This is a genomic window from Caballeronia sordidicola (genome assembly GCF_002220365.1).
GTDB lineage: Bacteria > Pseudomonadota > Gammaproteobacteria > Burkholderiales > Burkholderiaceae > Caballeronia > Caballeronia sordidicola_C.
Window position 1 is genome coordinate 1 of the sequence record NZ_MTHB01000144.1, and the last position, 21058, is coordinate 21058.

General features: G+C 57.6%; 33 protein-coding genes and 2 pseudogenes. 33 read left to right on the forward strand and 2 right to left on the reverse strand.

Features of this window, described 5'->3' with window-relative positions; translation table 11 throughout:
* The 33 genes and pseudogenes from tuf to BSU04_RS22400 form a co-directional block, all read left to right on the forward strand.
* Positions 1–392, forward strand: a pseudogene (tuf, locus tag BSU04_RS22240) (elongation factor Tu); the annotation flags it as partial.
* 136 nt (positions 393–528) lie between these two features.
* Positions 529–840 (forward strand): 30S ribosomal protein S10, encoded by a 312-nt coding sequence (gene rpsJ, locus BSU04_RS22245; protein ID WP_031361584.1) that lies wholly within the window; start codon positions 529–531, stop codon positions 838–840.
* 197 nt (positions 841–1037) lie between these two features.
* Positions 1038–1697, forward strand: coding sequence for a 50S ribosomal protein L3 (gene rplC, locus BSU04_RS22250; RefSeq protein WP_062091252.1), 660 nt, complete (start codon positions 1038–1040; stop codon positions 1695–1697).
* Positions 1697–2317, forward strand: a complete 621-nt coding sequence (rplD, locus tag BSU04_RS22255) for a 50S ribosomal protein L4 (RefSeq protein WP_031361582.1) — start codon at positions 1697–1699, stop codon at positions 2315–2317. Before rplC ends, rplD begins: the two co-directional genes overlap by 1 nt.
* Positions 2314–2628, forward strand: a complete 315-nt coding sequence (gene rplW, locus BSU04_RS22260; RefSeq protein ID WP_031361581.1) for a 50S ribosomal protein L23 — start codon at positions 2314–2316, stop codon at positions 2626–2628. The genes rplD and rplW overlap by 4 nt, the downstream gene beginning before the upstream one ends.
* A gap of 2 nt (positions 2629–2630) precedes the next feature.
* On the forward strand, positions 2631–3458 hold the full coding sequence (gene rplB / locus BSU04_RS22265) for a 50S ribosomal protein L2 (protein WP_089162632.1): 828 nt from the start codon (positions 2631–2633) through the stop codon (positions 3456–3458).
* A 10-nt stretch (positions 3459–3468) separates the two neighbouring features.
* Positions 3469–3744, forward strand: a complete 276-nt coding sequence (rpsS, locus tag BSU04_RS22270; RefSeq protein WP_031361579.1) for a 30S ribosomal protein S19 — start codon at positions 3469–3471, stop codon at positions 3742–3744.
* A 12-nt stretch (positions 3745–3756) separates the two neighbouring features.
* On the forward strand, positions 3757–4086 hold the full coding sequence (gene rplV, locus BSU04_RS22275; RefSeq protein WP_031361578.1) for a 50S ribosomal protein L22: 330 nt from the start codon (positions 3757–3759) through the stop codon (positions 4084–4086).
* Between the two features lie 11 nt (positions 4087–4097).
* Positions 4098–4916 (forward strand): 30S ribosomal protein S3, encoded by an 819-nt coding sequence (gene rpsC / locus BSU04_RS22280; RefSeq protein WP_031361577.1) that lies wholly within the window; start codon positions 4098–4100, stop codon positions 4914–4916.
* A 2-nt stretch (positions 4917–4918) separates the two neighbouring features.
* On the forward strand, positions 4919–5335 hold the full coding sequence (gene rplP / locus BSU04_RS22285; RefSeq protein WP_031361576.1) for a 50S ribosomal protein L16: 417 nt from the start codon (positions 4919–4921) through the stop codon (positions 5333–5335).
* Positions 5336–5344: 9 nt separating this feature from the next.
* Positions 5345–5539 (forward strand): 50S ribosomal protein L29, encoded by a 195-nt coding sequence (gene rpmC, locus BSU04_RS22290; protein ID WP_031361575.1) that lies wholly within the window; start codon positions 5345–5347, stop codon positions 5537–5539.
* Positions 5536–5808 carry a 30S ribosomal protein S17 gene (rpsQ, locus tag BSU04_RS22295; RefSeq protein WP_031361574.1) on the forward strand — a complete coding sequence of 91 codons (273 nt, stop codon included), beginning with the start codon at positions 5536–5538 and terminating at the stop codon, positions 5806–5808. Before rpmC ends, rpsQ begins: the two co-directional genes overlap by 4 nt.
* A gap of 289 nt (positions 5809–6097) precedes the next feature.
* Positions 6098–6466 carry a 50S ribosomal protein L14 gene (gene rplN / locus BSU04_RS22300; protein ID WP_006052212.1) on the forward strand — a complete coding sequence of 123 codons (369 nt, stop codon included), beginning with the start codon at positions 6098–6100 and terminating at the stop codon, positions 6464–6466.
* 9 nt (positions 6467–6475) lie between these two features.
* The gene (gene rplX / locus BSU04_RS22305; protein WP_089162633.1) at positions 6476–6784 is read left to right on the forward strand and encodes a 50S ribosomal protein L24; all 309 of its coding nucleotides are present in this window, start codon (positions 6476–6478) and stop codon (positions 6782–6784) included.
* A gap of 13 nt (positions 6785–6797) precedes the next feature.
* Positions 6798–7337, forward strand: a complete 540-nt coding sequence (gene rplE, locus BSU04_RS22310; protein WP_031361571.1) for a 50S ribosomal protein L5 — start codon at positions 6798–6800, stop codon at positions 7335–7337.
* A 7-nt stretch (positions 7338–7344) separates the two neighbouring features.
* Positions 7345–7650, forward strand: a complete 306-nt coding sequence (gene rpsN / locus BSU04_RS22315; protein WP_031361570.1) for a 30S ribosomal protein S14 — start codon at positions 7345–7347, stop codon at positions 7648–7650.
* 14 nt (positions 7651–7664) lie between these two features.
* Positions 7665–8060: a 30S ribosomal protein S8 gene (gene rpsH, locus BSU04_RS22320; RefSeq protein ID WP_031361569.1), complete on the forward strand. Its 396-nt coding sequence runs from the start codon at positions 7665–7667 to the stop codon at positions 8058–8060.
* 19 nt (positions 8061–8079) lie between these two features.
* Positions 8080–8613, forward strand: coding sequence for a 50S ribosomal protein L6 (gene rplF / locus BSU04_RS22325; RefSeq protein WP_031361568.1), 534 nt, complete (start codon positions 8080–8082; stop codon positions 8611–8613).
* A 12-nt stretch (positions 8614–8625) separates the two neighbouring features.
* Complete coding sequence (gene rplR, locus BSU04_RS22330) at positions 8626–8991, forward strand: 50S ribosomal protein L18 (protein ID WP_089162634.1); 366 nt, start codon at positions 8626–8628, stop codon at positions 8989–8991.
* A gap of 14 nt (positions 8992–9005) precedes the next feature.
* Positions 9006–9524: a 30S ribosomal protein S5 gene (gene rpsE, locus BSU04_RS22335; RefSeq protein ID WP_031361566.1), complete on the forward strand. Its 519-nt coding sequence runs from the start codon at positions 9006–9008 to the stop codon at positions 9522–9524.
* Between the two features lie 14 nt (positions 9525–9538).
* Positions 9539–9721 carry a 50S ribosomal protein L30 gene (gene rpmD / locus BSU04_RS22340; protein WP_047845343.1) on the forward strand — a complete coding sequence of 61 codons (183 nt, stop codon included), beginning with the start codon at positions 9539–9541 and terminating at the stop codon, positions 9719–9721.
* Positions 9722–9750: 29 nt separating this feature from the next.
* Positions 9751–10185: a 50S ribosomal protein L15 gene (gene rplO / locus BSU04_RS22345; protein ID WP_089162635.1), complete on the forward strand. Its 435-nt coding sequence runs from the start codon at positions 9751–9753 to the stop codon at positions 10183–10185.
* A 44-nt stretch (positions 10186–10229) separates the two neighbouring features.
* The gene (gene secY, locus BSU04_RS22350; protein ID WP_089162636.1) at positions 10230–11576 is read left to right on the forward strand and encodes a preprotein translocase subunit SecY; all 1347 of its coding nucleotides are present in this window, start codon (positions 10230–10232) and stop codon (positions 11574–11576) included.
* Between the two features lie 62 nt (positions 11577–11638).
* Positions 11639–11713: pseudogene (gene infA / locus BSU04_RS22355) on the forward strand (translation initiation factor IF-1); the annotation flags it as partial.
* Between the two features lie 20 nt (positions 11714–11733).
* The gene (gene rpmJ, locus BSU04_RS22360; protein WP_004199844.1) at positions 11734–11850 is read left to right on the forward strand and encodes a 50S ribosomal protein L36; all 117 of its coding nucleotides are present in this window, start codon (positions 11734–11736) and stop codon (positions 11848–11850) included.
* Positions 11851–11892: 42 nt separating this feature from the next.
* Positions 11893–12258 (forward strand): 30S ribosomal protein S13, encoded by a 366-nt coding sequence (rpsM, locus tag BSU04_RS22365; RefSeq protein WP_062000484.1) that lies wholly within the window; start codon positions 11893–11895, stop codon positions 12256–12258.
* Between the two features lie 28 nt (positions 12259–12286).
* Entirely contained in the window at positions 12287–12691 is a 405-nt protein-coding gene (rpsK, locus tag BSU04_RS22370; RefSeq protein WP_006052224.1) for a 30S ribosomal protein S11, read from the forward strand.
* Between the two features lie 158 nt (positions 12692–12849).
* Positions 12850–13473, forward strand: coding sequence for a 30S ribosomal protein S4 (gene rpsD, locus BSU04_RS22375; RefSeq protein WP_031361561.1), 624 nt, complete (start codon positions 12850–12852; stop codon positions 13471–13473).
* A gap of 125 nt (positions 13474–13598) precedes the next feature.
* On the forward strand, positions 13599–14576 hold the full coding sequence (locus tag BSU04_RS22380; RefSeq protein ID WP_031361560.1) for a DNA-directed RNA polymerase subunit alpha: 978 nt from the start codon (positions 13599–13601) through the stop codon (positions 14574–14576).
* A gap of 143 nt (positions 14577–14719) precedes the next feature.
* On the forward strand, positions 14720–15115 hold the full coding sequence (gene rplQ, locus BSU04_RS22385; RefSeq protein ID WP_089162637.1) for a 50S ribosomal protein L17: 396 nt from the start codon (positions 14720–14722) through the stop codon (positions 15113–15115).
* A gap of 179 nt (positions 15116–15294) precedes the next feature.
* Positions 15295–15627 carry a divalent-cation tolerance protein CutA gene (gene cutA, locus BSU04_RS22390; RefSeq protein ID WP_089162638.1) on the forward strand — a complete coding sequence of 111 codons (333 nt, stop codon included), beginning with the start codon at positions 15295–15297 and terminating at the stop codon, positions 15625–15627.
* Positions 15620–17473, forward strand: coding sequence for a protein-disulfide reductase DsbD (gene dsbD, locus BSU04_RS22395; RefSeq protein WP_089162639.1), 1854 nt, complete (start codon positions 15620–15622; stop codon positions 17471–17473). The genes cutA and dsbD overlap by 8 nt, the downstream gene beginning before the upstream one ends.
* 252 nt (positions 17474–17725) lie before the next feature.
* The gene (locus tag BSU04_RS22400; protein WP_089162640.1) at positions 17726–18580 is read left to right on the forward strand and encodes an AraC family transcriptional regulator; all 855 of its coding nucleotides are present in this window, start codon (positions 17726–17728) and stop codon (positions 18578–18580) included.
* 282 nt (positions 18581–18862) lie between these two features.
* Here the strand turns inward: BSU04_RS22400 and hemB are convergent, their stop codons facing one another.
* Together hemB and yihA are read right to left on the reverse strand one after the other, a co-directional pair.
* Entirely contained in the window at positions 18863–19864 is a 1002-nt protein-coding gene (gene hemB, locus BSU04_RS22405) for a porphobilinogen synthase (protein WP_179258397.1), read from the reverse strand.
* A gap of 327 nt (positions 19865–20191) precedes the next feature.
* The gene (gene yihA / locus BSU04_RS22410; RefSeq protein WP_089162642.1) at positions 20192–20857 is read right to left on the reverse strand and encodes a ribosome biogenesis GTP-binding protein YihA/YsxC; all 666 of its coding nucleotides are present in this window, start codon (positions 20855–20857) and stop codon (positions 20192–20194) included.
* Positions 20858–21058 lie beyond the last annotated feature (201 nt).

Consider the following 21058-nt stretch of genomic DNA (forward strand, 5'->3'; position numbering starts at 1 on the left):
TGCTGGACCAAGGTCAAGCGGGCGACAACGTGGGTATTCTGTTGCGCGGCACGAAGCGTGAAGACGTGGAACGTGGCCAAGTGTTGGCCAAGCCGGGTTCGATCACGCCGCACACGCACTTCACGGCTGAAGTGTATGTGTTGAGCAAGGACGAAGGCGGCCGTCACACGCCGTTCTTCAACAACTATCGCCCGCAGTTCTACTTCCGTACCACGGACGTGACGGGTTCGATCGAGTTGCCGAAGGACAAGGAAATGGTCATGCCGGGCGACAACGTGTCGATCACGGTGAAGTTGATCGCTCCGATCGCGATGGAAGAAGGTCTGCGCTTCGCTATCCGTGAAGGCGGTCGTACCGTCGGCGCTGGTGTCGTGGCCAAGGTTCTCGCGTAAGATCCTGAGCTTGCTTCAAAAGCTGTAGTTTGTAGTCGTGCCCGGAGCCGGGCACCCGTGCCTTACGTGTGCTCGGCTCCATGCTCTTTTACCAAATCGACGGTGCAACACCGTCTCGTTCTTTCAAGGAATTGTCATGGCAAACCAGAAAATCCGCATTCGCCTGAAGGCTTTCGACTATCGTCTGATCGATCAATCGGCAGCTGAAATCGTCGATACGGCCAAGCGGACTGGCGCAATCGTACGCGGTCCGGTGCCGCTGCCGACCCGTATCCAACGTTTTGACATTCTGCGTTCGCCGCACGTCAACAAGACGTCGCGCGATCAGCTCGAAATCCGCACCCACCAACGCCTGATGGACATCGTCGATCCGACGGACAAGACCGTTGACGCGTTGATGAAGCTCGACCTGCCGGCTGGCGTCGACGTGGAAATCAAGTTGCAATAAGTTTCACCCGGCGCCGCTCTCGCGAGGAGTGGCGCTAAGTCTTTGATTGCTTGCGGAAAACGAAAAGCCTTGTTATACTCCAAGGCTTTTCGCGCATTTGCGCAAAAAAGTCGGTTGATTCTCGTGAGCTACTCATCTGAGCGACCGGCATTTTGTAAATCAGCCCCGACCAATCGCAGTTGGGAATGGAGAAAACGATGAGCCTTGGACTCGTAGGTCGCAAGGTTGGCATGACCCGTATCTTTACGCCTGAAGGGGATTCGATTCCCGTCACCGTATTGGACGTGTCGGACAACCGAGTGACGCAGATCAAGTCTGTAGAAACGGATGGTTACATCGCCGTTCAAGTTGCATTCGGCACTCGCCGCGCATCGCGCGTGACGAAGCCGCTGGCAGGTCACCTTGCCAAAGCCGGCGTACAAGCTGGTGAAGTTCTCAAAGAATTCCAGATCGATTCCGCTAAGGCTGCCGAGTTGTCGAACGGTACCGTGATCGGTACGGACATCTTCGAAGTAGGCCAGAAAGTCGACGTGCAAGGCGTGTCGATCGGTAAGGGCTACGCCGGTACCATCAAGCGTCACAACTTCGCTTCGGGTCGCGCATCGCACGGTAACTCGCGTTCGCACAACGTCCCTGGTTCGATCGGTATGGCGCAGGATCCGGGTCGTGTTTTCCCGGGTAAGCGCATGACGGGTCACATGGGCGACGAAACGGTTACGGTGCAAAACCTCGTGATCGCTCGTATCGACACTGACCGTCATCTGTTGCTGGTCCGTGGCGCTGTTCCTGGCGCTAAGGGCGGTAAGGTCTTCGTGACGCCGGCTGTCAAGGCTCGCGCTGTGAAAGGAGCGAAATAATGGAACTTAAGCTCCTGAGCGCCAATGGTCAGGAAGGCACGGGTGTGAACGCATCGGACGTCGTGTTCGGTCGCGATTACAACGAAGCCCTGATCCATCAGGTCGTCACGGCCTATCAAGCCAACGCACGTAGCGGTAATCGCGCGCAGAAGGATCGTGAGCAAGTCAAGCACACGACCAAGAAGCCGTGGCGTCAAAAGGGTACGGGCCGAGCTCGTGCCGGTATGTCGTCGAGCCCGTTGTGGCGCGGCGGTGGCCGTATCTTCCCGAATTCGCCGGAAGAAAACTTTTCGCACAAGGTCAACAAGAAGATGCATCGCGCAGGTCTCTGCTCGATCTATTCGCAGCTGGCCCGTGAAGGTCGCATCGTGGTCGTCGACGAGATGACCCTCGAAGCGCCGAAGACGAAGCTGCTGGCCGAAAAATTCAAGGCAATGGGTCTTGAGTCCGTCCTGGTCATTACTGACACGGTCGACGAAAACCTGTACCTCGCGTCGCGCAATCTGGCCCACGTGGCCGTTGTCGAGCCGCGTTACGCCGACCCGCTCTCGTTGATCTACTTCAAGAAGATCGTGATTACGAAGGCTGCGGTCGCCCAGATCGAGGAGTTGCTGTCATGAGCGAGATTCGCAAGAACGATCATCGTTTGATGCAGGTCCTGCTCGCGCCGGTGATCTCCGAAAAGGCGACGCTGGTGGCCGACAAGAACGAGCAAGTTGTGTTCGAAGTCGCGCCCGATGCCACGAAGCAGGAAGTCAAGGCTGCTGTCGAGCTGCTGTTCAAGGTAGAAGTCAATTCCGTCAACGTGCTGGTCACGAAGGGTAAAGCCAAGCGCTTTGGCCGCTTCATGGGCAAGCGCAAGGACGTGAAGAAGGCGTATGTCTGCCTGAAGCCCGGCCAGGAAATCAACTTTGAAGCGGAGGCCAAGTAATCATGGCAATCGTAAAAGTTAAGCCGACTTCGCCGGGTCGCCGCGCGATGGTCAAGGTGGTCAACAAGGATCTGTACAAGGGCAAGCCGCACGCGGCGCTGCTCGACGCACAGTCCGTGACCGCCGGCCGGAACAACTCCGGTCGCATCACGACGCGTCACAAAGGTGGCGGTCACAAGCAGCACTACCGTATGGTCGATTTCCGTCGCAACAAGGACGGCATTCCGGCAAAGATCGAACGTCTTGAGTACGACCCGAACCGTAGCGCGAACATCGCGCTGGTTCTGTACGCAGACGGCGAGCGCAAGTACATCATCGCTCCGAAGGGCGCGACGGTGGGTCAGTCGTTGATGTCGGGTTCGGAAGCGCCGATTCGCTCGGGTAACACCTTGCCGATCCGCAACATTCCGGTCGGTACGACGATTCACTGCGTCGAGATGTTGCCGGGCAAGGGTGCGCAAATGGCGCGTTCGGCTGGTACGTCCGCGATGCTGCTGGCTCGTGAAGGCACGTACGCTCAGGTTCGCCTGCGTTCGGGTGAAATTCGCCGTGTGCACGTCGAGTGCCGCGCGACGATTGGTGAAGTTGGCAACGAAGAGCATAGCCTCCGTCAAATCGGTAAGGCTGGTGCTAACCGCTGGCGCGGTATCCGCCCGACGGTGCGTGGCGTTGCAATGAACCCGGTTGATCACCCGCACGGTGGTGGTGAAGGTAAGACGGCAGCAGGTCGCGATCCGGTCAGCCCGTGGGGAACCCCGGCTAAGGGTTATCGTACACGCAGCAACAAGCGCACGACGACGATGATCGTTCAGCGCCGTCACAAGCGCTAAGGAGTAAGCAATGGCACGTTCTGTTAAAAAAGGTCCGTTCTGCGACGCTCATTTGCTGAAGAAGGTTGAGGCTGCCGCAGCTGCGCGTGACAAGAAGCCGATCAAGACCTGGTCGCGTCGTTCGACGATCCTGCCGGACTTCATCGGTCTGACGATCGCCGTACATAACGGCCGTCAACACGTCCCGGTTTATGTTTCGGAAAACATGGTCGGCCACAAACTTGGCGAGTTCGCATTGACCCGTACGTTCAAGGGTCATGCAGCCGACAAGAAGGCCAAGAAATAAGGGGCTATCAAGATGGAAGTAAAAGCTATTCATCGCGGTGCCCGCATCTCGGCGCAGAAAACGCGCCTTGTGGCTGACCAGATCCGTGGTTTGCCGGTCGACAAGGCGTTGAACGTTCTTACGTTCTCGCCGAAGAAGGCGGCGGGTATTGTCAAGAAGGTCGTGCTGTCCGCGATCGCGAATGCGGAACACAACGAAGGCGCCGACATCGACGAGCTCAAAGTAACGAGCATCATGGTCGACAAGGCAGCTTCCCTGAAGCGATTCACCGCGCGCGCAAAAGGCCGTGGTAACCGCATTGAGAAGCAATCCTGTCACATCACTGTGACAGTCGGGAATTAAGGAGCCATACGATGGGACAGAAAATTCATCCGACAGGCTTCCGTCTGGCTGTCAGCCGAAATTGGGCGTCGCGTTGGTACGCGAACAACACCAATTTCGCATCGATGCTGCAGGAAGACATCGGCGTTCGTGAATACCTGAAGAAGAAGCTGAAAAACGCTTCGGTTGGTCGGGTTGTCATTGAGCGTCCGGCAAAGAATGCACGCATCACGATTTACAGCTCGCGTCCGGGTGTAGTGATCGGCAAGAAGGGTGAGGATATCGAACTGTTGAAGACGGAACTGCAACGCCGCATGGGCGTTCCGGTCCACGTCAACATCGAAGAAATCCGTAAGCCGGAAACCGATGCGCAACTGATCGCCGACTCGATCACGCAACAACTCGAGCGCCGGATCATGTTCCGCCGCGCGATGAAGCGTGCGATGCAAAACGCCATGCGTCTGGGTGCCCAAGGCATCAAGATCATGAGCGCCGGCCGGTTGAACGGTATTGAAATCGCTCGTACGGAGTGGTATCGCGAAGGTCGCGTTCCGCTTCACACGCTGCGTGCTGATATCGACTACGCAACCTCGGAAGCGAAGACGACCTACGGCATCATCGGCGTCAAAGTGTGGGTCTACAAGGGCGACACGCTGGGCCGCAACGATGCACCGGTGGTCGAAGAAGTAGCCGAAGACAAGCGTCCGCGCCGCAACGCACGTCCGGGTGGCGATCGCCGTCCGCGTCGTGACGGTGAAGGTGGTGGTCCGGCAAACGCAGGTGCGCGCCGTGGCGCAGGCGCTCCCCGTCGTGCTGGCGGTGCCGGCGGCGACGGGAAGACTGGAGAATAACGATGCTGCAACCGAAACGCAGAAAGTATCGCAAAGAGCAGAAGGGTCGTAACACCGGCAAGGCGACGCGCGGCAACGCAGTGTCGTTCGGTGAATATGGTCTGAAGGCTATCGGTCGCGGCCGTTTGACCGCGCGCCAAATCGAAGCGGCGCGTCGTGCAATGACGCGTCACATTAAACGTGGCGGCCGTATCTGGATCCGCATTTTCCCGGACAAGCCAATCTCGCAAAAGCCGGCTGAAGTACGGATGGGTAACGGTAAAGGTAACCCTGAGTACTACGTCGCAGAGATTCAACCGGGCAAGATGTTGTATGAAATGGACGGTGTTACTGAAGAGTTGGCACGTGAAGCGTTCCGTCTGGCTGCAGCTAAGCTGCCGCTGAAGACGTACTTCGTTTCACGCCAGCTCGGCGCCTAAGGAGCAATGATGAAGGCTTCCGAACTTCACCAGAAAGACCAGGCTGGGCTCAATCAAGAGCTGACGGACCTGCTGAAGGCGCAATTCGGCCTGCGCATGCAACTCGCGACCCAGCAATTGACCAACAACAGTCAATTGAAGAAGGTTCGTCGCGACATCGCTCGTGTGCGGACCGTCCTGACTGAGAAGGCGAACCAGAAATGAACGATAGCGTAAAAACCTCGCTCAAGCGGACGCTGGTCGGCAAGGTCGTCAGCAACAAGATGGAAAAGACGGTCACCGTGCTGGTTGAGCATCGCGTAAAGCACCCGATCTACGGCAAGTACGTCGTGCGGTCGAAGAAGTACCACGCTCACGACGACGCGAACACGTACAACGAAGGCGATCTCGTCGAGATCCAGGAAACCCGTCCGATTTCCAAGACGAAAGCCTGGGTTGTGTCGAAGTTGCTTGAGTCGGCGCGCGTCATCTAAGCGTCAAAAAGCGGTAAAAGAAGTATCGCAGTAACTTTCGCTTGCCAGACCGAAATTATGCGTTATAATTTCGGTCTTCCCTCTTTGTGGGAGCCCCATCGCGGGCGAAGTTGGTGGGGGAAGCCAGCGCAGGCGCCAAGCTTGTGCTGACAGATTCACCGGATTGCGATGGCGGGTTTCGTCTGCCCTCGCTGCCTGTTCTAACCCAAGCAGCCACCAGGCTGACGGGACCAAGACTGACCGGTTAAGCCATGGTGGCGTAACTGGATTAAGTTGGGAAAGATAAACCATGATTCAGACCGAAACTCGGCTTGAAGTTGCCGACAACACGGGTGCACGTGAAGTGATGTGCATCAAGGTGCTCGGCGGCTCGAAGCGTCGTTACGCTAGCATTGGCGACATCATCAAGGTGACCGTCAAGGAAGCAACGCCGCGCGGACGCGTGAAGAAGGGCGAAATCTACAACGCTGTGGTCGTTCGTACGGCCAAGGGCGTGCGCCGCCAGGACGGCTCGCTGATCAAGTTCGACGGTAATGCCGCCGTACTTTTGAATGCCAAGCTCGAGCCTATCGGTACGCGTATTTTCGGACCGGTTACGCGTGAATTGCGTAGTGAACGATTTATGAAGATCGTTTCGCTCGCGCCGGAAGTGCTGTAAGGAGTCGCGATGAACAAGATTCGCAAAGGTGACGAGGTTCTCGTCATCACTGGCAAAGACAAAGGCAAGCGCGGTATCGTGCTGTCCGTTGGGGAAGAGCGTGTGACGGTTGAGGGTATCAACCTCGTCAAGAAGCACGTGAAGCCTAACCCGATGAAGGGTACGACGGGCGGCGTAGAAGCCAAGACGATGCCCTTGCATATTTCGAACGTCGCATTGGTCGACGCGAATGGCAAGGCGTCGCGTGTGGGCATCAAGGTCGAGAACGACAAGAAGGTACGCTTCTTGAAGTCGACCGGTGCCACGCTTAGCGTCTGACGCGGAGTAAAAAATGGCACGTCTGCATGAGTTTTATAAAGAAAAAGTTGTACCCGGCCTCGTTGAGAAGTTCGGCTACAAGTCCGTAATGGAAGTGCCGCGCATCACCAAAATTACCCTGAACATGGGTCTTGGTGAAGCCGTCGCCGACAAGAAGATCATCGAAAACGCCGTTGGCGACCTGACGAAGATTGCTGGCCAAAAGCCGGTTATCACGAAGGCACGCAAGGCTATCGCTGGCTTCAAGATTCGTCAGGGCTACCCGATCGGCGCGATGGTTACGCTGCGCGGCCAGGCCATGTACGAATTTCTCGATCGTTTCGTGACGGTTGCGCTCCCCCGGGTTCGTGACTTCCGCGGTGTATCGGGTCGTGCGTTCGACGGTCGCGGAAACTACAACATCGGTGTGAAAGAGCAGATCATTTTCCCCGAGATCGATTACGACAAGATCGACGCGCTTCGTGGGCTGAACATCAGCATCACGACGACCGCGAAGACTGACGATGAAGCAAAGGCACTGCTCGCCAGCTTCAAGTTCCCGTTCAGAAACTGAGGTTACCGTGGCTAAACTGGCACTGATCGAACGTGAAAAGAAGCGTGCTCGCCTGGCTGCAAAGTACGCTCCCAAGCGTACGGCGCTGAAGGCGGTCATTGATGACGCGAGCAAGTCGGACGAAGAGCGTTATGCCGCTCGTCTCGAACTGCAACAACTGCCCCGTAACTCGAACCCCACTCGCAAGCGTAACCGCTGCGCGATCACGGGTCGTCCGCGTGGCACGTTCCGCAAATTCGGATTGGCACGCAGCAAGATTCGCGAAATCGCTTTCCGCGGCGAAATCCCTGGCCTGACCAAGGCGAGCTGGTAATAGGAGATATCTAAATGAGTATGAGTGATCCTATCGCCGATATGCTGACTCGCATCCGCAATGCGCAGATGGTTGAGAAAGTATCGGTGACAATGCCCTCGTCGAAAGTCAAGGTTGCGATTGCGCAGGTTTTGAAGGACGAAGGTTATATCGACGATTTCGCAGTGAAGTCTGAAGGTGCGAAGTCGGAATTGAATATCGCGTTGAAGTACTACGCTGGCCGTCCGGTTATCGAGCGCATTGAACGCGTTTCGAAGCCTGGTCTGCGTGTGTATCGCGGTCGTAACGACATTCCGGTTGTCATGAACGGTCTTGGCGTTGCAATCGTGTCGACGCCCCAGGGTGTGATGACCGACCGCAAGGCGCGCCAGACCGGCGTCGGCGGCGAAGTCCTCTGCTACGTCGCTTAAGCCGAAAAGGAGAAGAAACATGTCTCGAGTAGGTAAAAGCCCGATTACGCTGCCGCAAGGCGCGGAAGTGGCCTTTAGCGGCGAAGTAATCACCGTCAAGGGTCCGCTGGGTACGGTTACGCAAGCGGCTAATCCGCTTGTTACGGTAGCAAACGACAACGGCACGCTCAACTTCGCCCCGGCTGATGAAAGCCGTGAAGCGAATGCGATGTCGGGCACGATGCGCGCTCTTGTGGCGAACATGGTGAATGGCGTTACGAAGGGTTTCGAGCGCAAGCTGACGCTGGTTGGCGTTGGTTATCGCGCGCAGGCGCAGGGCGACAAGCTGAATCTGTCGCTGGGTTTCTCGCACCCCGTGGTGCATGCGATGCCGGAAGGCGTCAAAGTTGAAACCCCGACGCAAACCGAAATCGTGATCAAGGGGATCGACAAGCAGAAAGTTGGCCAGGTCGCTGCGGAAGTTCGCGGTTACCGTCCGCCGGAGCCCTACAAGGGCAAGGGCGTGCGCTACTTCGGCGAAGTCGTCATCCTCAAAGAAACGAAGAAGAAGTAAGGGTGCGCAATCATGGATAAGACTCAATCTCGCCTGCGCCGCGCTAAACAGACGCGCGTCAAGATCGCTGAGCTGCAGGTCGCACGTCTGGCTGTGCATCGCACGAACACGCATATCTATGCGCAAGTGTTCTCGCCATGCGGCACCAAGGTGCTGGCAAGCGCGTCGACGCTCGAAGCTGAAGTGCGCGCCGAACTGGCCGACAAGAGCGGTAAGGGCGGCAACGTCAATGCTGCGATCGCTGTCGGTAAGCGTATTGCTGAAAAAGCCAAGGCTGCCGGCGTCGAATCCGTCGCCTTCGACCGTTCAGGTTTCCGTTACCACGGCCGCGTGAAAGCGCTGGCTGATGCGGCACGCGAAGCCGGACTCAAGTTCTAAGGGAAGAATTCGTCATGGCAAAGATGCAAGCGAATGTGAAGGCTGAAGAACGCGACGACGGCCTCCGTGAAAAGATGATCGCGGTCAATCGCGTAACCAAGGTAGTGAAGGGCGGCCGGATTCTCGGTTTTGCCGCACTGACCGTGGTTGGCGATGGCGACGGCCGCATCGGCATGGGCAAGGGTAAAGCGAAGGAAGTTCCGGTTGCTGTTCAAAAGGCAATGGAACAAGCACGCCGCAACATGTTCAAGGTACCGTTGAAGAACGGTACGCTGCAACACGAAGTGCATGGTAAGCATGGCGCATCCGCAGTTCTGCTGGCTCCGGCCAAGGACGGTACGGGTGTTATTGCCGGCGGCCCGATGCGCGCAGTGTTCGACGTGATGGGCGTTCAAAACGTTGTGGCGAAGAGCCACGGTTCGACGAATCCGTACAACCTCGTTCGTGCAACGCTCGACGGTCTGCGCAAGCAGTCCACGCCGGGTGACATCGCGGCGAAGCGCGGCAAGTCCGTCGAAGATATTTTGGGCTAAGCCAGGTGGTCACCATGTCTGATAAAACTGTCAAGGTTCAGCTCGTGAAGAGCCTGATTGGGACCCGTGAAACGCATCGTGCAACGGTGCGTGGTCTGGGCCTGCGCCGACTCAACTCGGTTAGCGAACTGCAGGACACGCCGGCAGTGCGCGGGATGATCAACAAGGTTTCGTACCTTGTCAAAGTCCTCAGCTAAGCGGCTGACCAGGGATCAAGGAGTTGAATATGGATTTGAATAACCTCAAGCCGGCAGAAGGCGCGAAGCACGCAAAGCGTCGCGTTGGCCGCGGTATCGGTTCCGGCCTCGGCAAGACTGCTGGTCGCGGTCACAAGGGTCAAAAATCGCGTTCGGGCGGCTTTCATAAAGTCGGCTTTGAAGGCGGTCAGATGCCTTTGCAACGTCGTTTGCCGAAGCGTGGCTTTAGCTCGCTGACGCATGAGTTCGTTGGTGAAGTGCGTTTGTCGGATCTCGAAAAGCTGCCGGTCGACGAAATCGATTTGTTGGCTTTGAAGCAAGCGGGTCTGGTCGGCGTGCTCATTACGAGCGCACGGATCATCAAGACGGGCGAACTGACGCGCAAGGTCACGATCAAGGGTCTCGTCGCTACGAAGGGTGCCCGTGCCGCGATTGAAGCCGTCGGCGGCTCGTTCGCTGAGTAACGAGCGCGTGTTGTCGTTGTTAGCGAAAGCATCGGAGAAGGTTCTTGGCTAATAGCCCGAGTCTCGCAAAATCCGGTCGAAGCGCTGCGAAGTTCGGCGATCTGCGTCGGCGTGCAATGTTCTTGCTGCTGGCGCTGATCGTCTACCGTATCGGTGCGCATATTCCGGTGCCGGGTATCGACCCGGATCAGCTGGCGAAGCTTTTCCAGAGCCAGTCAGGCGGCATTCTTGGCATGTTCAACATGTTCTCGGGTGGCGCACTGTCCAGGTTCACGATCTTCGCGCTTGGGATCATGCCGTACATCTCGGCGTCGATCATCATGCAGCTGCTGTCGATCGTTTCGCCGCAAATGGAAGCGTTGAAGAAAGAAGGGCAGGCGGGGCAGCGGAAGATTACGCAGTACACGCGTTACTTCACGGTTGTTCTGGCTACGTTTCAAGCATTCGGTATTGCGGTGGCGCTGGAAAATCAGGCTGGACTCGTTATTGATCCAGGCATGGTGTTCCGGTTGACGACAGTCGTGACGCTGGTGACCGGCACGATGTTCCTGATGTGGCTGGGTGAGCAGATCACGGAGCGCGGACTGGGTAACGGTATCTCGATCATCATTTTCGGCGGTATCGCGGCGGGCTTCCCGAACGCGATCGGTGGTCTCTTCGAACTGGTTCGCACCGGCTCCATGAGCATCATCTCGGCAATTATTGTCGTCCTGCTGATTGCGGCGGTCACGTTCGTGGTGGTGTTCATCGAACGCGGTCAGCGCAAGATCCTCGTGAATTACGCCAAGCGTCAGGTCGGAAACAAGATTTATGGCGGTCAGTCGTCGCATTTGCCGCTGAAGTTGAATATGTCGGGTGTGATTCCGCCGATCTTTGCGTCGTCGATCATCCTGTTCCCGGCAACTATCCTGAACTGGTTTAGTTCGGGTACGCGGACCGGCTGGTTTGCGAACACGCTGCACAGCGTTGCTGAGGCTTTGAAGCCTGGTCAACCGGTGTATGTGTTGCTGTATGCAATGGCGATCGTTTTCTTCTGCTTCTTCTACACCGCCTTGGTGTTCAACAGCAGAGAAACGGCCGACAACCTGAAGAAAAGTGGCGCCTTTGTCCCCGGGATTCGTCCAGGTGACCAGACGGCTCGGTATATTGATCGGATCCTCACGCGTTTGACGCTGGCCGGTGCGATCTACATCGTGTTCGTTTGCTTGCTGCCGGAATTTCTGGTGCTGCGTTGGAACGTACCGTTTTATTTCGGTGGAACGTCGCTGCTGATCATTGTCGTGGTCACGATGGATTTCATGGCGCAGGTTCAGTCCTACGTTATGTCGCAACAGTATGAATCGCTGCTCAAGAAGGCGAACTTCAAGGGCAGCAACGTCCCGATGCGCTGATAAGGACAGTGATCAGTGGTGGCATGTGTTGAAGGATGGCTCTGCCGCCGCTGGACACCAATCCTGGCGACAAGGTAACGGTTGAGTTGACGCCTTACGATCTGTCTCGTGCACGGATCGTGTTCCGGGCGAAGTGATTTGAAAAAAGGGTAATATCATGAAAGTGATGGCATCGGTTAAGCGCATTTGCCGCAATTGCAAGATCATCAAGCGCAAGGGCGTTGTGCGCGTGATTTGCAGCTCTGATCCGCGCCACAAACAGCGTCAAGGCTGAACGCCGCGCTTTTTGCTTGCGCTTTTTGTTTGAGGAAAAACAATGGCTCGTATCGCAGGGGTTAACATCCCGAATCACCAGCATACTGAAATCGGCCTCACGGCTATTTTCGGTGTAGGCCGCACGCGCGCACGCAACATTTGCGTCTCGTCTGGTGTGGAGTTTTCGAAGAAGGTCAAAGACCTCACTGACGCAGACCTCGAAAAGCTGCGAGAAGAAGTGGGTAAGTTCATCGTCGAAGGCGACCTGCGTCGTGAAGTGACGATGAATATCAAGCGCCTGATGGACTTGGGCTGCTACCGTGGCGTACGCCATCGCAAGGGCTTGCCCATGCGTGGTCAACGCACACGTACGAATGCCCGTACCCGGAAGGGTCCGCGTCGTGCAGCGCAATCGCTGAAGAAGTAAGCGGAATTGATAGTTACAGGAAAACGTAATGGCTAAGGCTTCGAACAACTCCGCGGCGCAACGCGTTCGCAAGAAGGTAAAGAAGAACGTCGCCGAGGGCGTAGTTCACGTTCACGCGTCGTTCAACAACACCATCATCACGATCACCGATCGCCAAGGCAATGCACTCGCCTGGGCAACGTCGGGTGGCCAGGGCTTCAAGGGTTCGCGTAAATCGACTCCCTTTGCTGCTCAGGTTGCAGCCGAATCGGCTGGTCGCGTGGCGATGGAATACGGCGTGAAGAACCTCGAAGTGCGGATCAAGGGCCCCGGTCCTGGCCGTGAATCGGCGGTGCGTGCGCTGCATGGTCTTGGCATCAAGATCACGGCAATCTCCGACGTGACACCGGTTCCGCACAACGGTTGCCGTCCGCCGAAGCGTCGTCGTATCTAAGACGTCGCGTAGCGCCTTGACCTGTTGACGCTCGCGCGTCGACAGGTTGCTTGCGTTATGGAATCAGCGTTAAGAATACTGACTAAGCCCACCGTTCGATCCATCGAGTTCGAACTAGCGCGAACGACTTTCGCGTGATCAATTATTAAGGATGCAAAGTGGCACGTTATACCGGTCCTAAAGCAAAGCTGTCCCGCCGTGAAGGTACTGATCTTTTCCTGAAGAGCGCACGTCGCTCGCTCGCCGACAAGTGCAAACTCGATAGCAAGCCGGGTCAGCATGGCCGCACGTCTGGCGCCCGTACGTCCGACTACGGTACGCAATTGCGTGAAAAGCAGAAAGTGAAGCGTATTTACGGCGTGCTTGAACGTCAGTTCCGCCGTTACTTCGCTGAAGCCGATCGCCGCAAGGGCCCGACGGGTGAAAACCTGCTGCAATTGCTTGAGTCGCGTCTTGATAACGTCGTGTATCGCATGGGCTTCGGCTCGACGCGCGCAGAAGCACGTCAGCTGGTCGGCCACAAGTCGATCACGGTGAACGGCGTTGTGAACAACATCCCGTCGATGCAAGTTAAGGCAGGTGACGTGGTTGCTGTTCGCGAACAGTCGAAGAAGCAAGTGCGGATTCTGGAAGCGCTGAATCTGGCTGAGCAAGGCGGAATGCCGAGCTGGGTTGCGGTCGATGCCAAGAAGTTCGAAGGCACGTTCAAGTCGATGCCGGAACGCAGCGATATCGCTGGCGACATCAACGAAAGCCTGATCGTCGAATTGTATTCGCGGTAAATCGGATTAACGGCCGGGGAGCCCTGATTGCCGAAGGCAAGGGGCTACCTCGGCCGTCTATTTTCGGGTTGTCACCGGTCAGCCTTATCGGCGTAACGAGCCGAGGGTATTGAAAAGGAAAACCTATGCAAACCAGTTTGTTGAAGCCCAAGATTATTGCAGTCGAATCGCTTGGCGACAGTCACGCGAAAGTGGTCATGGAGCCGTTCGAACGCGGTTATGGTCACACCTTGGGTAACGCGCTTCGGCGTGTGCTGTTGTCATCGATGATTGGTTATGCACCGACCGAAGTGACGATTGCTGGCGTCGTGCATGAATACTCTACGCTCGACGGCGTGCAAGAAGATGTGGTCAACCTGTTGTTGAATTTGAAGGGCGTGGTTTTCAAGCTGCATAACCGCGACGAAGTTACGGTTACGCTGCGCAAGGAAGGCGAAGGCGTTGTCACGGCCGGCGATATCGAACTCGCTCATGATTGCGAAGTCATCAATCCGGATCACGTGATTGCGCATCTGTCGAAGGGCGGCAAGCTCGACGTTCAGATCAAGATTGAAAAGGGCCGCGGTTATGTGCCGGGCAACGTGCGCCGTTATGGCGAAGATTCGGCGAAGATCATTGGCCGTATCGTGCTGGACGCGTCGTTCTCGCCGGTTCTCCGCGTGAGCTACGCCGTTGAAAGCGCTCGCGTTGAGCAGCGTACCGACCTCGACAAGCTCGTGATGAACATTGAAACCAACGGCGTGATTTCGCCCGAGGAAGCAATTCGTCAATCGGCTCGTATCCTGGTCGACCAGTTGTCGGTATTCGCCGCACTGGAAGGCACGGAAGCAGCGGCAGAAGCACCGTCGCGCGCGCCGCAGATCGACCCGATCCTGTTGCGTCCGGTGGACGATCTCGAACTGACGGTTCGTTCCGCGAACTGCCTGAAGGCCGAGAACATCTATTACATCGGCGATTTGATTCAGCGCACGGAAAACGAATTGCTCAAGACGCCTAATCTCGGTCGCAAGTCGCTGAACGAGATCAAGGAAGTCCTGGCTTCGCGTGGTCTGACGTTGGGTATGAAGCTCGAAAACTGGCCGCCGGCTGGTCTCGACAAGTAAGGTTCAGGCGGTACGCCTGACTGGCAAAGATGCGGATTTTCCTTTAAAATCCGCATCTTGCTTTTTCTACGACCGGCCCGTGCGCTCAAAAGAGACGCAATAGAAGAGCTGGATCTAAACTTGATTAAATTAGGAAATTCAAAATGCGCCATAAACATGGTTTGCGGAAACTAAACCGCACGAGCAGCCACCGTCTGGCTATGCTCCGTAATATGTCGAACTCGCTGATCGCGCACGAAGTCATCAAGACGACGCTGCCGAAAGCTAAAGAACTCCGTAAAGTCGTTGAGCCTCTGATCACGCTCGGCAAGAAGCCGTCGCTGGCAAATCGTCGTCTGGCATTCAACCGCCTGCGCGATCGTGACTCCGTCTCGAAGCTGTTTGAAGTGCTCGGCCCGCGTTTTGAAAAGCGTCCGGGTGGATATCTGAGCATCCTGAAGTTCGGCTTCCGCCAAGGCGACAATGCGCCGATGGCACTGGTCATGCTGATGGATCGTCCGGAACTCGCTGAAGGCGACGACGTGCAAGAAGCTGAATAAGCTAGCACGCTGTTGATCGAAAAAGGCCAAGCTTTTGCTTGGCCTTTTTGTATTGCGCGCGGGGTTCGTGTGGCGCGTTGCAACGGCTTGCGTTTCAGGTCATAGGCCGATTGGCTGAATGCGGGTTGTCGGCTTGCAGTGCTAGGATTGCGTGCATACCCACTGTATTGGAACTTTCCGTGAACACGCCCGTTGTCCTTGTTCTGACCACGTTGCCAGACAGCGAGGCAGCGTCAGCGCTCGCGCAGCAAGCCATAGACGCACGGCTTGCCGCCTGTGTGACGGAGTTGGGCACGGTCAAGTCACGGTATCGGTGGAACGGTAAGGTAGAGGCTGCCGAGGAGCTTCAGCTCCTGTTCAAGACGAGCCTCGCACGCAGCGACGAACTGACGCGTTTTATCGAAGCGAATCATCCTTATGAAACACCTGAAATTGTCTCGTGGCAGGCTGATGCGTCGGCTGCTTATGGGCAATGGATTACCGCGGAAACTCAACGTCCTCTTAATGTTTAAGCCCCTTACTTTCTCCGCGCGCCGGCCGCTCGACACAGTGCTCATGCTGGTGTCGTGCATCGTGCTGCTGCTCTGCTCGATCTCGCCAAGCCATGCCGCCGACGACTTTCTCGACCCCGCGGTCGCGTTCAAATTCAGCGCCTCCGAAAAGCCGGGCGAGATCGACGTGCGGTATAAGGTCGCAGACGGCTATTACATGTACCGCGAGCGTTTTGCGTTTGCGGTGAAGAAAGGCACGGCGACGCTTGGCGAACCGCAGTTGCCCGCAGGCAAGGTTCACTTCGATCAGACGTTTAACAAGGACGTGGAAACGTATCGCGGCGAGCTCGTGATCCGGATTCCGGTGAAACAGGCCTCCGACCCCTTCGATATCGCCGTTACGTCGCAGGGATGTGCCGATCAGGGCATTTGCTATCCACCCATGGAGCGTGTTTATCACGTCAGCGGCGCAGCGCTGCAACCCGCCGGTGCCAATGGTCAAACGTCATCGGCCGGCACCGGTGATGTGCCTTGGTACGACCGCGCGACCAACGCCGATTACGCGCAATCCTTGCTTGAAAGCGGGGGCTTTTTCGCGATCGTCGGGTTGTACTTCGTCGCGGGCGTCGTGTTGAGCTTGCTGCCTTGCTCTTACCCGATGATTCCCATTCTTTCGGCGATCATCATTGGAGAAGGCGCGCGCGTGACGCGATCGCGCGGGTTCGGGTTATCGGCCGCGTATGTGCTTGGCATGGCGCTCGTCTACACGGCGCTAGGCGTGCTCGCCGCAATGATCGGGCAGAGTCTTGGCGCGTGGCTTCAGAATCCCTGGGTGCTCGGCGCGTTCGGCGTGCTGCTGGCGATATTCGCGATCACCCTGATTGCCGGCGTCGATATTGCGTTACCCGCGCGCTGGCAAAACAGCGTCAACCAGGCGTCGCAGAAGCGATCGGGCGGGAAGGTTGTAGCGGTTGTCGTGATGGGTGCGTTGTCGGCGCTCGTGGTCGGTGCGTGCATGACTGCACCGCTCTTCGCCGTGCTCGCATTCATCGCGCATACGGGCAACGCGTGGCTTGGCGGTGCTGCGTTGTTTTCCATGGGTGTCGGGCTCGGCGTGCCGCTGCTTATCATCGGACTCGGCGCAGGGACGCTGCTGCCACGCGCAGGGAACTGGATGGACGGCGTGAAGGTGTTCTTCGGCGTCGTGTTGCTCGCGGCTGCCTTGTGGATCGTCTGGCCGGTGCTGAGTCCGGTCGTGCAGATGGCCTTGGCAGCGCTGTGGCTGCTTATCGCTGCTGCGGCGCTCGGGCTTTTTGCATCGGGTGCTTCGGCAGTGTCGATATGGCGCAAGCTGGGTCGGGGATTCGGCGCCGCGCTCGCTATCTGGGGCGCAGCGTTGCTCGTTGGACTCGCTGCGGGTTCCACCGATCCACTTCGACCACTCGCTGTATTTGCTGCGCGATTGGGGCCTGGAACGCAGGCCAGCGCGCAGCAGCAGTCCGCGCCGGGGGAAACCTTCGCCCCGGTAAAATCGTCTGCGGAACTGGATCTGGCGCTCAAGGCTGCCGGCCGTCCTGCCATGCTCGATTTCTACGCTGACTGGTGCGTGTCGTGCAAGGAGATGGAGCATCTCACGTTCAGCGATCCGCGGGTACGTGCGCGCCTGGCGCAACTTAACCTGATGCGCGCTGACGTCACCGCGAATAATCCCGACGATCAGGCGTTGCTCAAGCGCTTCAAACTGTTCGGGCCGCCGGGCATCATCTTCTTCGACGCGCAAGGCAACGAAGTGGTGCGGGTCGTCGGGTACGAGTCGGCGGATACGTTCTTGAAGAGCCTGGACAAACTCTCCGCGCCCACGACGTGATTTCGATGTGAGGAATTTGACGTGCGTTCGGAACCCGGACGCACGTCGCGTTTCTCCGGGATCAGTGATTCGGGCCCTCGGGCCGTCGCTGTATAAACCGGGCCCCATCAACACCCGAGCGGCGTTTCGCTCCGACATCACCGCCGACCTCCACTGAAGTGTCAATCGCCCCGCGATCAAGTCCGCAGGATTTGGTAAATCGCGTCGTGATACTTTTGTCTGCACTCAACGCTCGCTCTCACCGAGACGCTCATGAACGATCTCACCTATCAAGCCCGTTACGAAGCGCGACTGAGCCGCGTGCTCGACCATATCTACGATTACCTCGACGAGCCTCTGGATATCGACAGATTGGCTGGGATCGCGTGTTTATCGCCGTATCACTGGCATCGGATCTATCAGGCGATGTACGGCGAGACAATCGCCGCGACCGTACGCAGGTTGCGGCTGCATCGCGCGGGCGGCTATTTGGCTAATGGATCGATGCCGATCGCGGAGATTGCCGAGCGTTCGGGGTATAGCAGCTTGCCGTCGTTTTCGCGCACGTTCAGGGCGGCATTCGGCATGCCGCCGGCGCAGTACCGCAAGCAAGGCACTCATAGCCGGTTTCGACCAGCGCTATCAGGAGACGATGAAATGGTGATGCGTGAAGTGGTGATTCGTGACGTACCGGCGATGAACGTTGTGTCGGTCGATCACCTGGGTTCGTATATGCAGATTGGCAAGGCGTTCGACTCGTTGTTCGGTTGGCTGGCCAGCCGGAATCTGTTGTCGGCCGAATTCCGGACGATCGGTATCTACTATGACGATCCGGGGATCGTGGCTGAAGCGGAGTTGAGATCGAAGGCCGGGGTGGCGTTGCCTGGGGATGTCAGCGTTGCCGCGCCGGTCAGCGTGGTGCCGTTGCGGGGCGGACAGTATGCGGTACTCCGCCATAAAGGACCCTACAGCGATATGCACGCCGCTTACGAGTGGCTATATGGAACGTGGCTTGTGCAGTCGGGCCGCGAAGCCGCCGATGCTCCAGTATTCGAGGAATATCTGAACAATCCCAAGGAGACGGCGCCTGCCGACTTGTTGACGGAGATCTGTCTGCCGCTGATGTGAGCGTTCGAGGCGCTAGCCGCTCGGCTTAAAACGAGTAAGGGGCGTCCGACCGCTTGGCGGGAGAATCTTTGCGTCCAGCTGGCCGGACTTCCGGCCGCGCAGGTCGGATACAGAGGCGTAGAAGCGCCCGTACAACCATCCGTCGCAGGGTATCCGAAGGAGTTTCCATCCTCCAGCCGCAGCCCTAAAAACGCCCCGACGCCCCCGACGCCCCGCGATCAGGCGGCGAGACTATCAACTAACCGCACCGACACCTCAAATCCGAACAACCCGCCGATGCCGTTACTTCGAAGCCGCCCGCAAAAGCCGCGCGGCATCAAGCGCAAAATACGTGAGCACGCCGTCCGCACCTGCGCGCTTGAACGCCAGCAGTGACTCCATCACCGCCTTGTCGTGATCGAGCCAGCCGTTCTGCGTGGCGGCCTTGATCATCGCGTACTCGCCGCTGACCTGGTACACGTAGGTCGGAAAGCGAAACTCCTCCTTCACGCGATACACAATATCCAGATACGGCATGCCCGGCTTGACCATCACCATGTCCGCGCCTTCCTCGATATCCATCCGCACTTCGCGCAGGGCTTCATCGGAATTCGACGGATCCATCTGGTACGTCATCTTGTTGCTCTTGCCGAGGTTCGCAGCGGAGCCGACCGCATCGCGGAACGGGCCGTAGAACGCCGACGCGTACTTCGCGGCGTACGCCATGATCCGCGTGTGGATATGTCCATCGCTCTCGAGCATTTCGCGAATTGCGCCAATCCGCCCGTCCATCATGTCCGAGGGCGCCACGATATCCACGCCCGCTTCGGCCTGCGCGCGCGCCTGTTCGACGAGAATTTCGCTGGTTTCGTCGTTGATGACGTAGCCGTGTTCGTCGAGGACACCGTCCTGTCCGTGGCTGGTGTACGGGTCCAGCGCGACATCGGTGAGTACGCCCAGTTCGGGAAAGTGCTTCTTCAACTCACGAACGGCACGCGGAATCAGGCCTTCGGGGTTTGTTGCTTCGCGGCCATCTGGCGTTTTCAGCGAGGGTTCAATTGCCGGGAACAGTGAGATGACCGGCACGCCCAGCTCGACGCACTGCTCGGCCACTTTCATCAGCAAATCGACTGATGTGCGCTCGACGCCAGGCATCGACGGAACGGCCTGTCGCACGTTCGATCCCTCGACAATGAAAACGGGATAGATCAGATCGTTCGTGGTCAGCAGGTTTTCGCGCATCAGGCGGCGCGAAAAGTCGTCACGGCGCATGCGGCGCGGACGATGATGCGGATAGAAGCTCATGACTTGGCTTGAGGGATGATGGATAACGCGATTCCGGGGAACGGTTGCTGGCTTGACTGCCGCGCCCGCCGCAGACACGGGGCAGGACCGCCTCCAGAACCATTTCGAGACAATGGTATATCATACCGATCGAGGTAGGCGCTTGGCGCCGAGCTCCCCGCTTCTCCTCCCTGAGCGGGTGCCTGTGATGATCGTAAAGGATTCGATCAGGCTGTTTGACCCGCCGTCATGCGGCGGGTTTTTTTATGCCGGGCGGCCACGAATGGTTTCCACGTTCGCCTCAACGCGTGTCCCCAGGCGGCACTTGACGGGTCTCACCGCACCTCGTCACTGCGCTTCGTCTTCCGGCGCAATTTCCTCGGTTTCCTTCGGAATCAGCCAGCTTTCGATTTTCTCGTGGGCTTCGTCGAGCCCGACGCGCTTGAGCGCCGAGAAGAGCTGCAGCGTCAATTCGCCGCGATATCCGGCCGCCGTGTACTCCTCGAATGCTTTCTTGGTTGCCCGCAACGTGTTGATGCTTTCCTGCCGCGTCAATTTGTCGCATTTGGTCAGCAAAGCGTGAATTGGCTTTCCCGTGGGCGCAAACCATTCGAGCATGATCTTGTCGAGTTCGGTCAGCGGACGGCGCGAATCCATCATCAGGATCATGCCGACGAGCTGTGCGCGGCTCTGCAAATACGTGGACAGCAACTGCTGCCAATGCAGCTTGGCGTTGCCCGATACTTCAGCGTACCCATACCCCGGCAAATCGACCACATGCGCCTTGGGCTGGTCCGCCGGGCCGATGGCGAAGTAGTTGATGTGCTGCGTGCGTCCGGGCGTCTTGCTGGCGAACGCCAGCCGCTTCTGGTTGCACAGCAGGTTGATGGCCGTGGACTTGCCGGCGTTCGAGCGGCCCGCGAATGCAATCTCCGGCTGGGGCGTCGGCGGCAGGTCCTTCAGGTGATTGACCGTTGTAAAGAAACGGGCTTGATGGAGCAGAAATGACGACATGGGAAGACCGAAAATGAAATTCTGTGGAAACTCGAGCTGTAAGGAGCCACTGAATACTGGGCTTGCCCCGACTGGCGTCTTTGCGTTTAGCGAGTTATTGTACAATACGACGGTTGTACGAAGACCAGCCAGGGCACGCAAGACCCAAGCGGGATAAGGAGTGAGACAGGTTTGAAGACAGATTTCAGGGCGCGTGCCGGG